The sequence below is a fragment of the Haliscomenobacter sp. genome, assembly GCF_041740695.1.
Lineage (GTDB): Bacteria > Bacteroidota > Bacteroidia > Chitinophagales > Saprospiraceae > Haliscomenobacter.
On the sequence record NZ_JBGSLK010000116.1, the window covers coordinates 38844 to 55784 of the forward strand.

10 protein-coding genes are annotated in these 16941 nt (G+C 45.6%); 8 read left to right on the forward strand and 2 right to left on the reverse strand.

The window, feature by feature from the left end; all coding sequences use genetic code 11:
- The first annotated feature begins 17 nt into the window (after positions 1-17).
- From ACEW9O_RS24050 to ACEW9O_RS24070, 5 genes are all read left to right on the forward strand, one after another.
- Positions 18-2480: a T9SS type A sorting domain-containing protein gene (locus ACEW9O_RS24050; protein ID WP_373552769.1), complete on the forward strand. Its 2463-nt coding sequence runs from the start codon at positions 18-20 to the stop codon at positions 2478-2480.
- A gap of 368 nt (positions 2481-2848) precedes the next feature.
- Positions 2849-3820 carry a T9SS type A sorting domain-containing protein gene (locus tag ACEW9O_RS24055; protein WP_373552770.1) on the forward strand — a complete coding sequence of 324 codons (972 nt, stop codon included), beginning with the start codon at positions 2849-2851 and terminating at the stop codon, positions 3818-3820.
- A 437-nt stretch (positions 3821-4257) separates the two neighbouring features.
- Positions 4258-7800 (forward strand): hypothetical protein, encoded by a 3543-nt coding sequence (locus tag ACEW9O_RS24060; protein WP_373552771.1) that lies wholly within the window; start codon positions 4258-4260, stop codon positions 7798-7800.
- Between the two features lie 182 nt (positions 7801-7982).
- Positions 7983-9353 carry a DUF1080 domain-containing protein gene (locus ACEW9O_RS24065; RefSeq protein WP_373552772.1) on the forward strand — a complete coding sequence of 457 codons (1371 nt, stop codon included), beginning with the start codon at positions 7983-7985 and terminating at the stop codon, positions 9351-9353.
- 159 nt (positions 9354-9512) lie between these two features.
- Positions 9513-10247 (forward strand): (Fe-S)-binding protein, encoded by a 735-nt coding sequence (locus ACEW9O_RS24070; protein WP_373552773.1) that lies wholly within the window; start codon positions 9513-9515, stop codon positions 10245-10247.
- Positions 10248-10255: 8 nt separating this feature from the next.
- On the opposite strand, the gene ACEW9O_RS24075 is transcribed toward ACEW9O_RS24070, so the two are convergent.
- Positions 10256-10990, reverse strand: a complete 735-nt coding sequence (locus ACEW9O_RS24075) for a LytR/AlgR family response regulator transcription factor (protein ID WP_373552774.1) — start codon at positions 10988-10990, stop codon at positions 10256-10258.
- Between the two features lie 49 nt (positions 10991-11039).
- Entirely contained in the window at positions 11040-12080 is a 1041-nt protein-coding gene (locus tag ACEW9O_RS24080; RefSeq protein ID WP_373552775.1) for a sensor histidine kinase, read from the reverse strand.
- A gap of 195 nt (positions 12081-12275) precedes the next feature.
- Here ACEW9O_RS24080 and ACEW9O_RS24085 point away from each other — a divergent pair, with 195 nt between their 5' ends.
- The 3 genes from ACEW9O_RS24085 to ACEW9O_RS24095 all read left to right on the forward strand — a co-directional run bounded on the left by ACEW9O_RS24085 (position 12276) and on the right by ACEW9O_RS24095 (position 16888).
- Positions 12276-14693 (forward strand): outer membrane beta-barrel protein, encoded by a 2418-nt coding sequence (locus ACEW9O_RS24085; protein WP_373552776.1) that lies wholly within the window; start codon positions 12276-12278, stop codon positions 14691-14693.
- 98 nt (positions 14694-14791) lie between these two features.
- Positions 14792-15424, forward strand: coding sequence for a hypothetical protein (locus ACEW9O_RS24090; RefSeq protein ID WP_373552777.1), 633 nt, complete (start codon positions 14792-14794; stop codon positions 15422-15424).
- Positions 15425-15523: 99 nt separating this feature from the next.
- Positions 15524-16888: a Gfo/Idh/MocA family protein gene (locus ACEW9O_RS24095; RefSeq protein ID WP_373552778.1), complete on the forward strand. Its 1365-nt coding sequence runs from the start codon at positions 15524-15526 to the stop codon at positions 16886-16888.
- Positions 16889-16941 lie beyond the last annotated feature (53 nt).

The following is a 16941-nucleotide window of genomic DNA, read 5'->3' on the forward strand; positions in this document are numbered from 1 at the left end:
CTCCTGAATCTAGTGTGGTGGCTGTAAAACACGCCCCTGCCGATCACTTTTTTTTACAAAGAGCCTACCCTGAAACCCATTTTTCAGATCGCGCTTATGCTGCTGCCTTAGCTGAAGCAAGGGAGCAGTTAAATTTACGCAACACATCTCCGGTGGGCTTTAGCGAAGCCTGGAACACCAAAGGCCCAGGCAATATCGGTGCCAGAGTGAACGCCATTGCGGTACATCCCGGCAACGAACAAATCATCTACGCCGGTTTTTCAGGCGGTGGTCTCTACAAAACCACCAACGGCGGTCGCTCCTGGTTTCCCGTTTTTGACGATCGTGCTTACCTGGCCATTGGTGCCATCGCCATCGATCCCAGCAATCCTGAGACCATCTACGTAGGCACTGGCGACCCCAACATCACTGGTTATCCTTTTTTGGGTGATGGCCTATACCGTTCCATCAACGGGGGTCAAAGTTGGACCAAAATTGGCCTGGACGATACCCGCATCATTTCCAAAATCGTGATTGATCCCAGCAACCCGCAACGCATCCATGTAGGGACCATGGGCCTGCCTTTTGAGCGCAACCGTCAACGGGGTTTGTACACCAGTACCGATGCCGGAAAAAGTTGGAAGCAGACCTTATTTGTCAGCGAACAGGCGGGCATCATCGATGTAGTGATCGATCCCCGCAAACCCAATGTATTGTATGCTGCCTCCTGGACCCGCATCCGCAACAACCGGGAATCGATCATCGCCGGGCCAGATTCGGGTATTTTCAAAAGTACAGACAGCGGCCAAACCTGGAGCAAACTCAGCGGTGGTGGCTTGCCCACTGGCAGTATGGGGCGCATTGGTTTGGCGTTTTATTCCGGCAGCCCAGATTTGGTTTTCGCCATTTACATCGATATCAACTCAAATTTGCAAAACATTTACCGCAGCGCCGACGCGGGCAGTACCTGGGAAGCATTGATTGTAAGTGGAAAATCCAACCTCCCAAGCTCTGTAATGGGTGGTCTGGGCTGGTATTTTGGTAAAATTGAAGTCAATCCCAAAAATCCTGCTGAACTCTATTTGTTGAGCATTTCACTTTGGAAAAGCAGTGATGGAGGCAAAATGTGGGAAGCCATTGGTGAAAGTGACATCCATTCTGACAAACACGACTTGGTGTTCACGCCTTCCGGAAATGTAATCGTAGGCAGTGACGGAGGCCTCGATCAAAGCAATGACGGCGGTAAAACCTGGATCGATATTGAATCCATTCCCACTACCCAATTTTACCGCATCGACTACAATCCGCATTTCCCCAATCGTTATTACGGTGGCGCCCAGGATCACGGCACTGTACAAGGCAGTGCCCTGAATCAGGATTGGCAACGCATCGAAGGTGGAGATGGCTTCCAAATGCGTTTTCATCCTTTTGATCCACAAATTGTATGGGCACAAACCCAAAATGGCACGCTGCGGGTCAGCAACAATGGAGGCAGTTATTTCCAATTGGCACTGCAGGGCATCAACCGGAGTGATCGGGTCAATTGGGACGCCCCCCTCATTCTGAGTAGCCACGATCCTGAAATACTGTATACTGGCACTCAGAAAGTCTACCAAAACAGTACCGGGTTAGCCGTATTTTGGCAAGCCATCAGTCCTGATTTGACGGACGGGGAGATTTTTGGACGCAATTTTCACACCATCTCCTGTCTGGCGGAATCTCCGCTCAATCCAAACTTGATCATGGCCGGAACCAGCGATGGCAATGTTTGGTACACCTCAAATACAGGGGCTTCCTGGAACCGCATCGATCCCGGGCTTCCTGAGCGCTACGTCACTGCGGTGAAAGCTTCGCCGAGCAACGAAAACACCCTTTATGTGAGTCATTCGGGCTACAAAGACAATGACAATCGGCCACACTTGCATGTCAGTCGCAATTTGGGCAAAACCTGGTCTTCCGCAGCAGGAGATCTTCCACCCCTCGCCATCAACGATTTCATTGTCCTACCGGGTTATCGGGACAATGTTATGTTTGTTGCCACCGATGGTGGGGTATATGCTAGCGTCAATGCAGGCAAAAACTGGTACCGCTTAGGTGCCAATCTGCCCATCATCGCCGCTTACAGTCTGGCCTGGAATGTAGCACGGAACGAACTGGTGGTTGGCACCCACGGCAAATCTATCCTGGCTTATCCACTCCAGTCTTTGCTCAATAATGTAGTGACCAGCGCTCCTCAGCTCAACCTGCCCCAACATACCCTCAAAGCCTATCCCCTACCCTTTGGCGCTAGTCTAAACCTGGACTGGGAAGCGCCAGAGCAGCAATCAAGCTGGAATCTTAAGGTGTTTGACGCAGCTGGAAAAATTGTTTTGGCCCAAAATCTGGGTAGCAACGCGTTCAACAAGTTGCAATTAAAAACCGAAAACTGGCAAAAAGGGGTGTATTTTATTCAGATCAGCAATGGTAGGGCGCAAATTTCCCGCAAGGTGATCAAGACTTAGCGCAAAATTAAAACATTGTTTTTACAAAAACATAAATTTTGATTTACGAGGTCATCAAACTTTCAATGAGTTGATTTACAAATCCTCAATTTTATTTACGTTTAATGAATGTTAAATTCTTTGAATTGTCGGCTATTGGCGGTTAAAGCTTCTCCTGGCTCTTGTGCTTGTGCTGAATAGGGTGCATTTTTGCATTATACTTGTTATAACAGCCTACTAATCAATATTCCGGATTATCAGCTATTGAATGTCTCAAGGTTCTTTGCCGATTGCCGCCCTAATAACTACTAGGGAAGATGGTTATCTGAATAACATAACCCTCATGATGAGGGCAAGCGTAGCTTTTTTCATTATCTAAATTAACTATTATGCAAAAGAATGTAATAATGCTATTGTTGCTGACCTGCTTATTGGTGTTCTTTAAAGGTAAAGCACAAACTTTTTTGCCTCTTCCAACTGAAAATGCTGAATGGAGTAGATTGCTTACTGTATTAGGCGACAATGATCCAATCTATACTACTCACCACTATACTCCAGTAGGGGATACAATTATACAAAACAAAAAATTTACAAAATTATATACCAACACGGGCAAAGCATTTAATATTGATTCTGCTCAATATATAGGTGCCTATATTAACGAATTAGGTCGCGTATTTTTTTTAGACAAAGGAGAAATTAATCCAAGGTTATTGTACAATTTCAATGTTTCTATTGGCTGGGTTTACATAACTTTCCGTAATTGTGATACAAGTAGTATTGGATGCAGATTCAATCAGCTTACTTCCATAGACACTGTCATATATAATGATGATATCAAACGATTAAGATATAATTTTAATTGGTTACGAAAAGATGAAAATGGCACGCTCAGTCGAGTTTACAGCCATTCTTGGATAGAGGGCATTGGAAGTACGCTCGGCTTTTTCCCTGACCCAAGTAATACCCTGTTTTTGCCGGTTACCCCTCAAGTCTTTCTAGACTTACTTTGCTTTAAACAAAATGACACTTTAATTTATACACATCCTCGTTTGTACAAAGGCAACTGTTATGTAGATATTATTAGCGATGTGAAGGATTTGAATGATCCTGACATAGTAAATATTTACCCGAATCCTACTTTTGAAAAACTTTTTATTCAGCATGATTTAAATTTGAGTAAAAACACTACCAATATTATTTTGATTGATGTCGTAGGACGGGTAGTTTTGAAAAAACCCTTGGAAGCTTCACTGGTTCAATTAGATATTTCCAATATATCCCCTGGGATTTATTTCGCCCAAATAGTGTCTAAAGAAGGTCGAGTAAGTGTTTGTAAAAAAATAATAAAATCAAATTGAACAGTGCCTAAGAGGTAACCCACTACAGAAATACATAGATAATGCGAATAATGGGTTGAACATTGCAAGTAACTAAAAATCAATAGTCTAATTTTTTCAGTTTTGAAAAATCCGGTAAACTCGCGTTGCAACTTACTGAAAATCAGCACCAATTTTCAACCCATTATTCGCATAGATATCCTATGTTGATTTTGGCTCTATACTTCTGAGAATACTAGCATCTGTCTCTATTAAAACAGGGCTTTTCTTTTTAGGTAGATCACATTGGAATCAGCATTTGCATCAGTAGAAGTTTTATGCAAAGATTACCATGGCATGTCATCAAAAAGGAATTCTTCTAGGGTTTAAAATTCAAGTTGCTTGCTCTTAATCAGGGCACTTCTGTCCTAGAATCTGAACTAAAATCATTACAACTTTTAACCAAAAACTAAATAATCATGAGAACCAAATCTTTATCGTTCTTCTTTTTCTACATTTTAAACTTTTATTTTTGTTTGCCTTTAACAGGACAAGATTGTCAAACGCCTAATCCTTTTTTACGTCAATCACTAAGAGGCACTTGTACGAGTCCTAGTGATTGCATAAGTGGGTTGGGGGACTTGACTTCGGCTAATGCTTGTAACAATTCCGAAAATTATGCCCCGCTTGATCCTAGATTTACGCCTATAAAAACAGTTAGATTAATTTTTCATGTTTTTCAGAATGCTACTCCTGGAAATCCTCAAAATTTTCAGAACATTACAGCGCATGTTAATTACCTAAATGGCTGGGTTAATCACTCTACTTTGGGGCTAAATGCCAAATTTAGCGGATTATGCTCTCCATTGCCCGTAGTTAGTGGTAATCCTTCGGCACATATTCCAGACAGTAGGATTCGATTTAGTTTCAATCCTACTACCGATTTATTTTTTTGGCAGGACTCGGACGCGTGGGCAAGTGGCCATTATTACTGTAATAACGGCTCCACTAACGGTCCTTTTAATTTTCAGAGGAGTTGTGATGTTTTTGATGAATATGTTACTAATAATAATCAATTAACAGCCACACAGAAAGATGCACTCCATGTATTTTTTGCAGAAGCAAGTACACTGGACGACGGGACAACACTAATAACTGGGGGCGGGTTCGCATCAGGAATAGCAAATCTAAATGGAAGGAATTATATTATGCTCACAGCTAGGCTTGCAGAATATACGGCCAATGGGGGTGCACTACCTGCATCAAGTTTAAATGGCTTCACACATGAAGTAGGGCATGCTTTAGGATTATTCCATCCTTTTGACGGAGACTATTGCAATGATACGAATGACGATCCCGCTTTTGGAAATACCCCAAATAATTATATGAGCTACGCAGGGATTAATAGATGTTCTTTTACACAAGATCAACTAGGGAGAATGCACTGGATACTAGAAGGAAAATGTTTAGGAAGTCAGTGTCCTACAGTACATAAGGCACTAGTTCAAGATTTTTGTTCAGTAAGTCAACCAGAAATGAGTATAAACTCTGGAGAGAACATAACATGGAATTCAGAGAAAAAATTAAACTGCAACCTGAGAATAAAAACTGGTGGCACCTTGACAATCAAATGTAAAATAGGGATGCCCGAATTAGGTAAAATAATCATTGAGAAAGGGGGGAAACTAGTTGTAGATGGAGGTACAATTACAAAAAATTGCACCAACTATTGGACTGGAATAGAGGTTATTGGAAACCCCGCATTATCTCAAACTGCCGCCAATCAAGGCACCCTGGAACTCAAAAACAATACCATCATAGAATTCGCCAATAACGCCATTACTACGGGTACAAATGGCATCACCTGGGAAGGTGGCGGCATTATCAAGGCAGATAATACCACGTTTCGCAATAATCGCCGTTCGGTTGAGTTTGTGTCGTACAATATTGCTGATAATGTCAGTTATTTTAGCAATTGTATTTTTGAGTTGACTACGACTTATCCTCAAACTACTTACATTGGTCATGCTACCATTTGGGACAATTACGGCATTCCTTTCACGACTTGTACTTTCCGAAATCTAAGCGCCAGTGTAACAGACAAAAAATACGGAATTTACACCATTGATGCAGGTTATCAGGCATTAACAGGTTGTTCTTTTAATGGCTTCACTAGCGGTATATATGGCACCAATAGCAGCACGAGTCGTACTTTTTCGGTTAGCACGTCTACGTTTAGCAATAATGCTCTGGGTATCTATGCGGGTAGTGTCAATAATATGTCAGCAACGTATAACACTTTTAATGTAGGACAGTATCGCACTGGCACGTACAATCATGGGGTGTTCGTCAGTATCAGTACAGGATACATTGTACAAAACAATAGTTTCAGCGGCTCTTCGCCCACCCTTACGCCCCAGCCAGTAGGTGTGCTGTGCTCTAATACCGGAGATGCAACCAATATCATTCGGGATAACTCTTATACTGGCTTATATGCTGCTAATAAATCTGATGGCGACAACCGGAATAATAGCAACCCTGCCAATGGCTTGAAATATTTATGTAATCTCAATACCAGCAACCATAGTTACGACTTTTTAGTATCTATAGACCCTCTCATTGGTTCCACTTTATCAGGAATTGCAACCCCTCAGGGCTCTTCTTCTGCTGGAGCTGGCAATAAATTTAGCCTACTTTCTACACCCACTGGTTCAGATTTTAGTAATTTCAGTAGTTACACTACTCAATATTACTATAGAAGCACGAGTGGGGAGAATCCAGCAAATACAACGGGTATTACCAAAATCTTGACAAGTGGTAATCCAGGCTGCTCAAGCTCCTTTGCTAGAGGTGGCGGTAGTTTAGCTTCAGATGAGTTACTTGCTTTCCAAAATGAATACAATGCAGGGAAGGCAAGCTACGATAACGAATCACAGATCAGAAACAGTAAAATAGACAATGGTGACACCAAAGCTTTACTCGTTGAAGTAGATAAAGCACTAGGCACAACTTCTACAGCATTGGAGGAAAAACTACTGAACATTTCACCCTGGCTCTCTTCGGAGGTATTAGAAAGAGTTTTGGATAAAAAAGATGCTTTCACAGCAAGTTTCATCCAAAAAATATTAGCCGCCAACCCTGATGCCCTCTACAACTTCACCTTACAACAGAAGATGCAAAAAACATTGACTGCTGATCAACTAAGTGAGGTAAAGACTGCACAAGCAAACAGCACGGAGCGCAGCGCTTTGGAAAGCCGTTTAGCCCAGGCAGGAACGATTGTAAGCACAAGCACTAATGCCATTGTTCATCATTATTTGGTTACAGCGCCAGTGGATTTGAAAAAAGTGCGGGAATGGTTGTACAACAAAAACGATCTGGAATCTTCTTACCAGATTGTAGAAAGCTGGCTACAAGAGAAAAATACCCAGGAAGCTCAGAAAGCGCTGAATGATATTGGTAATCGATTCAAATTCACTGATCAGCAGCAGAAAATACATGAAGACTACCGGAAAATAACCGATTTGAAAGTAAAAGCGATGGAGCAAGGACGCAGCATAGCGGACTTTAATGAAACAGAGGTGCTTGCTTTGGTAGAACTGGCAGACCGCAACCTCGGTCGCGCTGCTGAACAAGCAAAAGGCATTTTGAATTTCTTTTATGGTTATCAGTATGTTACGCAACAATTGCCTTTCCCTGCTGAAAAAGTGGATTCGAAAATTCAAAATGTAGTGCCCATTGCAGAAAAGGCCGTTTTGCAAACTCCTTCCTCTGTTCAAGTAGTGCCCAATCCAGCTACTCACGAGGTAACTTTCAAATACAACCTGGAAGGCCAGGAAATCCGTCAGGGCACTTTGCAGGTAGTTGATTTTACTGGAAAAGCGCTTCAACGATTTGATCTCAATGACAACATTGGTGAAATTCGCTGGACAGTAAATCATTTGCCACCAAGATTGTATTTTTACAGCTTGAAAAACGGTGGCAGAATCATTGCCTTTGGTAAGCTGGTGGTGAATAAGTAGAAAAAATTTTAGCTCACTTCTATTTCCTAGAGAGGCTGATTCAAAACTTGCGTTTGGGATCAGCCTCGCTAATTTTCACGCCAAATTTTCCTTTTTCAACAGGTGAGTTCAGGGTGGATGCAGGTATTCGAGTCTTTACCTTTGAAATACATTTGTGTAAACGTATAGACTGCATCACAATCATGAAGCAAGTAACGCTGTTATTGGGACTTATACTGGGCATCAGCCTGAGTGTTTCAGCTCAAAAAGAAAAATGGACCTCCCTGTTTGACGGCAAAACCCTGAGCGGCTGGAACAAAAAAGGGGGCAATGCAACTTACGCTGTAGCCAACGGAGAAATAGTGGGTACTACGCTGGAGAATACCCCCAACACCTTTTTGTGTTCGGATAAATTGTACGACAACTTTGTACTGGAACTCGAACTGTCGCTCGGTGGCGAGATGAACTCAGGCATCCAGTTTCGCAGCAATGTGCGCAAAAGTAACGACGGCAAAGAGGTCGTGTACGGCCCCCAATGCGAAGTGGACCCCTCCGCTCGTGCCTGGTCGGGTGGCATTTACGACGAACAACGTCGCCAATGGTTGTACAACCTCAACTTTAACCCCGAAGGTCAAAAAGCATTTAAAGGAAATGGTGCCTGGAACAAATACCGCATCGAAGCCATCGACGGCCAAATCCGTACCTGGATCAATGACATTCCTACCGCCAACTTGATGGACACCCTGGTGGAAAAAGGCTTCATCGCACTCCAAGTACACTCCATTGGAACCGACCAGAAACTAGCGGGTAAAACCATCCGCTGGCGCAACATCCGCATCCAAACCGGGGCCGACATCGTGGCCAAACCCATCAACAATTGCCCCATCGTCAACCTCAAGCCCAATTCCCTGACCGAAGCGGAAAAGAAACAAGGCTGGCTTTTGTTGTTCAACGGGCAAAATATGGATGGATGGCGCTCGGCTTTCAAAACTACGGCGCCCGAAGCGGGTTGGTTGGTTAGCAATGGCGTAATGAGCATCCAGGGCAGTGATGGTTCGGAATCGCGCAGCTTCGGCGACATCGTGAGCAAAGAAGAATTCAGCGCTTTTGAACTGACTTTTGATTTCAAACTCACTCCTGGGGCCAATTCAGGCGTGAAGTATTTTGTGAGTGAAAAATTTGACAGCAAAGGTGGCTCGGCTATCGGCTTGGAATACCAATTGTTGGACGACGAAAAACATCCTGACGCCAAAATGGGCGCAGCGGGCAATCGTACCCTGGCCAGCTTGTACGACCTGATTCCTTCGTACAAATTGGACAACCGTTTCAAGCGCAAAATTGGCGAATGGTGCCAGGCCCGCATCGTGGTACTGCCCAACAACATCGTACAACATTGGCTGAATGGCTTCAAAGTGTTGGAATACGAGCGCAAGAGCAACATTTTTGCTGCCCTGGTGGCACGCAGCAAATACAATACTTTTGAAAATTTTGGCCTGAATGACAAGGGGCGTATCCTCTTGCAAGATCACGGCAATACTGTGCACTACCGGAGTATAAAAATCCGTACTTTGTAGTTTGATTTGCAACTAAGTAGTGGGGCAAAAATAAGTGCTCATTTTTCTTGAGCCTAAGAATTAGATAAGACACTTGAAATGAATCGTTTTCTCATCTAATTCTTAGGCAAAATGAGCACTTATTTTTTTATTGCCCCCTGGATCTGAAGCTAAAAAGCAATGAAAGTTGGTTTATTTATTCCTTGTTACGTTGACCAATTCTACCCCAAGGTGGCCATTGCAACGTTGCAATTGTTGGAAAAATGCGGCTGCACGGTCGGTTTTCCCACGAATCAAACCTGCTGTGGGCAACCGATGGCCAACAGCGGGTTTGAACATTTGAGCCTGGATTGTAACCGCTTGTTCATCGAGAATTTTGCGGAGTACGATTATGTGGTAGGCCCTTCGGGGAGTTGTATCCTGCACCTCAAAGAACACTTGCACGACGAAAAACGGGAGACTGAAGCTACGGCCCTGCGAGGCAAGGTCTACGAATTGTGTGAGTTTTTGACGGATGTACTGCAGGTGAAAAATTTGCAGGCCAGTTTTCCACACCGGGTGGGTTTTCACCAAAGTTGCCACGGGCAGCGGGGATTGGGCTTGTCCCAAATGTCGGAACTGATGGCCGAACCTTTTTCCAAACCCGCCCAGTTGCTGGCCCAGGTGCAAGGCCTGGAATTGATTCCACTGACCCGTACCGATGAGTGCTGCGGATTTGGCGGCACGTTCAGTGTGATGGAGGAAGCAGTATCTGTCAAAATGGGTAAAGATCGGGTGGCTGATCATTTACAACATGGGGCAGAGTACATCACGGGCGCTGATGTGTCTTGCTTGATGCACATGGAGGGAATTTTGCGGCGGAGCGGAAGTAAGGTGCAGGTGCTGCATGTGGCGGAGATTTTGAATGGGGGTTGAGCTGTCTTTCAATACGTCAACCGCTTAATGTTCTCCATATACCCCCGGCTCACCCGTACCACCTCCCCATTCTGCAAAATCACATCGTAACTGGAAATTTGTTTTTGAATTTCCTGTACAAAAGCCAGGTTGATGATGGCCGAGCGGTGTACCCGAATGAAGCGGCGTGGATCGAGCTTTTTTTCCAAAGCCCCCAGGCCATAATTGCTCAGGTAGCGTTGTTTGGATGTGATGAGTTTGGAATAATCTCCTTCGGCGTCAATCCAGATGACTTCAGCCAAGTCGACAGTCACCAGTTTTGCACCAATTTGAACCAGAATTTTTTCAGGGTAACTGCTCTCGGGGGTCAGCAGGCTTTCGGTAAGAGACTGCACACTGTTCAGGTTGTGTTGCAGGGAGTTCAAGGCTTTTTGCACCGCAATCGAAAAACGATCCCTTGTGTAGGGTTTGAGCAAATAATCGAGGGCATGCACCTCAAAGGCTTTGAGCGCATATTTGTCGTAAGCAGTAGAAAAAATCACCAAGGGCATTTCGTCCAGACGAGTCAAAACATCAAAACCATTCAAACCAGGCATTTGAATGTCCAAAAAAATCAAGTCAGGTTTAAACTCCCGAATCAGCCGAATGGCATCCACCCCATTGTTGGCTTCGCCGATGACGATCAAATCGGGGAAATCTTCGAGGTACTCCCGCAGCAATTGCCGACCCGCCGCTTCATCGTCAATGATGATGATTTTTTGCATGTTACAGTTTAGTAGTGGGGCAAAAAGAACATTTGTTTTTCATCGCCCCTTACAATTCAAAACTTATTTTTAGCCCCGAGGGTAAATTGTCCTCCAGTCGCAGGACCGTGCCGTACATTTTTTCCAACCTTTGTGCGGTGTTTTTCAAACCTATTCCCTTACTCCAAATGGCCTTTTTGTCCACGACACCAACACCTGTATCCGCAATCTGAATCTGCAACTTTTCACCAAACCGATGGATTTGGATGCTCACCTGCCCCCCATCAATTTTAGGCGAAATGCCGTGCCGAATGGCGTTCTCTACCAAAGGTTGTAAAATCATCGGCGGGATTTTTTTGTCCAACACATCATTGGCAATATCCAGTTGCAACTGCAAGCGGGTGCCATAACGGGCCTTCTCCAGTTCCAGGTATTTTTTCACAAAAGCAATTTCATCCTCTACCGGCACCAAATCTTCCTGGGTTGCCCGCAATTGATAACGAAAAAGGTCCGCCAAGCTCGCGATCATTTCCCGGGTATGCTCCAATTCACGCGGCACCGAGGCACTGATGGTATTGAATACATTGTACAAAAAATGGGGATTGAGCTGAGCTTTCAGTGCAGTGAGTTCACTTTGTAAGGCCAACTGTTTCAATGCGGCTTCTCTGGCTTGTTGTTCTTTTACTTGGAGGTGGTAGCTATAACCATGCATGACCCCAAATTGGATGATGTACAACAAGGTCGTAATGTAAATGTCCCAAATTTCGCCATTCCCCCAGAGGTGCCCCAGGCCAAAATAATCCGCCACCCAGTAATAAGTCTGTTGCCAACCCTTGACATAAATGGGTAATAACACACAGTGCAACATGATTTTGATCCAAATCGGCCACTCCTTGAGTTTCCGAATCATCAGCCACCAAATGGGAATCGAGAAGAGCAAGCGAATAATTTGTTCAAAAATAAAGCGCTCATAGGGCTCGCCCTCGCCATTGGCAGAAACGAACACCGCATAGTAGTAAAAAAGGGCAGAAAACACGTACATGCTGAGCAAAACGATCAGTTCAGCCAATGAAACACCCCAAATCCGGTACCGATGTAGCCCTATAAACATGCCTTTGATTTTTCTTCAATGATAAATGTTTCCGGGCAAAAAGGTTCACAATTTTCCGATGAATGAACATATAACCCGATGAATGGAAATCTACTTTCACTCAACGCCGCATTTGTGCATTGGTCTTTTTTGCCTTTTTATCCACCCCTCCTGGGCCTAGTTTTGAGGAATTGAATCACTCAAAATCAGCCGAAGATGATGAAGTACCCTTTTTGGATCGCCTTATGTTTCCTCAGCACAACATTCCTTGCCGCTCAAAGTTCGATAATGGGCCGGGTTGTCAATACCCGCAATGAAACACTCCCTTATGCGAGTATTCAATTGAAAAAAAGCCAGGATTCCAGCCTCGTCAAGGTCGAGTACAGCAATGAAAATGGTGCTTATACCTTTCAGAATGTTGCACCCTCTGAATACTTTCTCACGGTTTCCATGGTTGGTTTTTCCTCCTTCGAGTCGCCCCAATTTAAGGTAGAAACGGATAAAAACACCACAGTTCCCGACATTGCCCTCGCCGAAAGCAATACCGAGCTAAAAACCGTCACGGTAAGTGCCCGCAAAGCGCTGATTGAAGTAAAAGCAGATAAAACGGTTTTCAATGTAGAAGGCACCATCAATGCCACCGGCAATAATGTGTTGGAGCTGCTCCAAAAATCACCCGGCGTCATGGTAGACAAAGACGACAACATCATCCTCAAAGGCAAATCCGGGGTGATCATTTACATTGATGGGCGCCAATCGCAATTGCAAGGCAGCGATCTCAACGCGGTGCTCAAAACCATGCAATCCAACGAAGTAGAGGCCATCGAAATCATTTCGCAACCTTCGGCCCGTTTTGACGCAGCGGGCAATGCAGGCATCATCAACATTCGCCTGAAAAAAGACAAACGCCTGGGCACCAATGGCAGCATCAACATGGGCTACGCCCAGGGGATTTTCGGCAAATGGAACAGCGGGCTAAGCCTCAATCACCGCAACAAAAGCAGCAACTGGTTTGGCAATTACGCTGGCCGCTGGGCCCTGGAACAAAGCTTCATCAATATGTTCCGCGAGCAAAGCGGGTTTCGCTATGAACAACGCACCGTGGGCCGCAGCCAAAGCGACAACAACAACTTCAAAGTAGGCGCCGATTGGTTTTTGAACCCCAAACATACTTTAGGTTTTGTGCTGAATGGCAACCTGAACGACAGCGACAACCTGAGCCTCAGCCGCACGCCCATCCTTGCACTCAATACCATTACGCCACAAAGTGTACTGGTAGCCAACAACTCTTCGGCCAGCGTGCGCAACAACTTCAACAGCAACCTCAATTACCGTTTTGCCGATACCTCGGGCTACGAATTGAACCTGGATGCCGACTTTGGTCGCTTCAGCCGCGACAACAGCAGCCTACAACCCAATACTTATTACGATGCAGCTGAAAAATCCATCCTTTCCTCGCGCACTTTTCAAATGATCACCCCGGCGGAAATTTACATCTACACCTTCAAAGCAGATTACATCCAAAAACTCGGTAAAGGCAAACTGGGCCTGGGCATCAAAGCCTCCCTGGTGAATACCGACAACACCTTCAATTTTTACGACGTGGTGGATGGAAGTGAGCTTTTAAATACCCAGCGCAGTAACCTTTTTGACTATGCGGAAAACATCAATGCTGCATACGCAAGTTATCAACAGCAATGGTCAAAATGGAGCCTCAATGCGGGCCTGCGCCTGGAAAACACCAACTCCAGAGGAGAACTGAACAGTGTACAGCAAAATGAAGACGATTTGGTCAAACGCCAGTATACCAATTTGTTCCCCAGCGCTGGTTTGACCCATACAGTGAATGACAACAATAGTGTGGCGCTCAACTACAGTCGCCGGATCGATCGCCCCGGCTACCAATCCCTCAATCCTTTCGTGTCCCCCTTGGATGAACTGACCTACAGCAAAGGCAACCCTTTTTTGCGCCCCCAATACACCAACAATCTGGAACTGTCCCACACCTACAAATACACCCTGACCACTTCTTTGCGCTTCAGCCGCACCACTGATTTTTTTGGTGAACTGAGCGACACCACCGAAGGCAACCGCAGTTTCATCATGACCAGCAACCTGGCTACCGAAAACGTGATCAGCCTCAACGTTAGTTATCCTTTTAATGTGGCCAAATGGTGGAGTATCTACGCCAATGTGAATGCCTACCGCAGCGTGTATGAGGCCAATTTTGGCGAAGGTCGTTTCCTCAACCTGAAAGCGACTGTCCTTAGCCTCTACGCCCAGCAGACCTTCAGTTTGCCCAAAGGTTGGCGCATTGAAACGTCGGGGTTCTACAATTCTCCTTCCATTTGGAAGGGCACTTATGCCAATCGGCGCTTTTGGGGCATGGATCTAGGGCTACAAAAACGTTTGTTCAAAGAAAAAGCTACGCTTAAACTCACTTTTAGCGATGTGTTCAACAGCATGCAGTGGCGGGCCATTAGCCGTTTCAGCGGCTTGACCATCGACGCTGGCGGAGGCTGGGAAAGCCAACAATTCCGACTCAATTTGAATTACAATTTTGGCAGTCAACAAATTAAAGCAGCCAGAAAGCGGAGCACGGGCTTGGAAGAGGAGAGTAATCGGGTGAATTGAGGGGTATATAGGGTTACGACACAATAGTCTCAAGCTTAAAATGCAAAATAAGCTTTCTTCTATTGCGTTGTAATCCTATACACCCACAATCATATCCCATGAACCGTTTATGTGCCGCAATGACGACCCTATTTCTTTTTGCAGGCTCCGCTCCTACCCTGCTCGCTCAAAGTCAACCCTATATAGGATTCAATGGTTCCGGGTGGCCGAGTAATTTACAAGTTCGCGGGGTGATTCAATGCTCCTGGGAGCGAAAATTTTTGGCAAAACAACTTGAATTTGGCTACGTTCGGCGCGAAAACGTCACCATTCGCAAACCACTTCCTGATGGCAGCTATTATTTCCAGCCTTTAATAGGTGCGATAGAAGCCAGTGCCTTGCTGAAATTCGGTTTCAAGTTTGAACAATTGCGCATTTTCGCCTTATTTGGCCCATCTTTATCACGCGGCGTGGAAGCAGAAGCCTTGGTCGCTTTTGAAAATGGCGATGCTCATCAGGCGGTGATTCCCTGGAAACAATTGGGCATTCGCCGTTGGGAATTGGGGACTTACCAAGGCATCGGCATCGAAAGCATTGGCCGCAATGGGGTCAAAATCCAAATCGATTTCCGCTATTACCTCGGATTGACGGATTTATTGCCCGAAGAAAAAACTGCCTACAACCAAGGCCCTTTGTTGGGCATCGGAATCGCGCTACCCCTCAAACATTCAGATGGAGAATCAGGTCATTGAGCGATTTTATCCATTTGTTTAAATCCATTTTTGAAAATAATCCGCAGTTTTTTTCATCTTAGAGCTTGTTTAGTTTTCCTACCTACAAAAAGACAAGCGATGAAAAAAATAGCACGTCGGAGGTTTATCCAGCAAATGGCTGCCGTGGCGCCCGTTGCTGCGATCCAACCTTTCCACCTGATCAAAGACATGACGGTTAGCCCCGCCGACAAAATTCGGATCGCCACCATCGGCATGGGCATCCAGGGGCATTATGACACCCGTTCGGCCTTAAAAAATCCAGATGTAGAATTGGTCGCAGTGGCTGACCTGTACAAAGGTCGCCTGGAACGCGCCAAAGCCGACTTTGGGCAACAGCTTTTCACCACCCGCGATTACCGCGAGATTTTACAACGCCCTGATGTTGATGCAGTCTTGATTGTGACCTCCGACCATTGGCACGCCAAAATTGCCATCGACGCTCTGGCCGCAGGCAAACACGTGTACTGCGAAAAACCGATGGTCAAACAGATTTCGGAAGGACTCGGCGTGATCGATGCCTGGAAAAAATCGGGCAAAACCATGCAGGTTGGCAGCCAGCGCATCAGTGGGTCCGACGCCGCCGAAGCACGCCGGATGATTGCTGCCGGTGAAATTGGTGCCATCAACTATATGGAATCCAACAGCGACCGCTTCAACGCCATTGGTGCCTGGAATTACTCCATCCCACCCGATGCATCCACCGAAACCGTGGATTGGGATACCTTCCTGGGCAATGCACCAAAACGTCCTTTTGATGCCACTCGCTTTTTCCGTTGGCGGAATTACCGCGATTACGGAACCGGGGTAGCTGGTGATTTGTTTGTACACCTCCTAACCAGCACCCATTACATCACCAATTCGGTTGGCCCAACCCGGATTTATTCTTCTGGCGGTTTGTACCACTGGAAAGATGGCCGGGATGTGCCCGATGTACTGGTTTCCGTGATGGATTACCCCCAAACCGCCCAACATGGTGCCTTCCAGGCCGTGTACCGCGTCAATTTTGCCAACGCGGGCTCCATCAACAACAGCACGCGCATCATCGGTGACGAAGGGGAAATTCTGTTTGGCAATGGTCGAATCACGTTGACCAAAAAGAAGCTGGCCCAGGCACCAGGTTATGGTGGTTATGACAGCTATTTCACTTTCCCGGAGGGAACCCAAAAGGATTTTGTGAAACAGTACGATGCCAAGTACCCAGAAGATAGCCGCAAGGCCGAGCCGGTCAAAGAAATCAAGTTTGAAGCACCCAAGGGTGAAGATGGCCACGCCTTACATTTCGGCAATTTCTTCGAAAACATCCGCAAAGGCAGCCAAGGAACGATTGAAGATCCGATTGTTGGCTTCCGGGCTGCCGGGCCTGCGCTGGCGTGTAACGAGAGTTATTTTGCGCAAAAGGTGATCAATTGGGATCCGGTGGCGATGAAGTTGAAGAAAAAGTAAAAGGTGTTGAGGAGTTGAGAAAGTTGAGGCTACCGCAGTGACTTGGATGCGAC